The sequence below is a fragment of the Methylobacterium sp. J-059 genome (genome assembly GCF_022829485.1).
Lineage (GTDB): Bacteria > Pseudomonadota > Alphaproteobacteria > Rhizobiales > Beijerinckiaceae > Methylobacterium.
In genome coordinates this window covers 1-233 of the sequence record NZ_JAKSYA010000188.1, presented here as the reverse complement: position 1 = coordinate 233, position 233 = coordinate 1, and the positions used below count along the sequence as shown (strand labels likewise).

At 65.2% G+C, this 233-nt stretch carries 1 pseudogene; it reads left to right on the top strand.

Annotated features, from left to right (window positions below):
• Window positions 1-233: pseudogene (locus MKK55_RS28705) on the top strand (IS5/IS1182 family transposase); the annotation flags it as partial.

Here is a 233-nt window from a genome sequence, read left to right as displayed (position 1 = left end):
GGACCTTCCCGTTCATCGCCAAGGCCTTCGCCGATGCAGGCTATGCCGGCGACAGGCCCGCGACCGCAACGATCATCACCGTCGACATCGTGCGCAAACCCAAGGATCAGGTCGGCTTTGCCGTGCGCCCGCGCAGATGGGTGGTCGAACGCTTCTTTGGCTGGATCAGCCGCAACCGCCGCCTTTGGAAAGACCCGGAGGCGACCCTCGCCTCAGCCCAGGCCTTCCTCTAC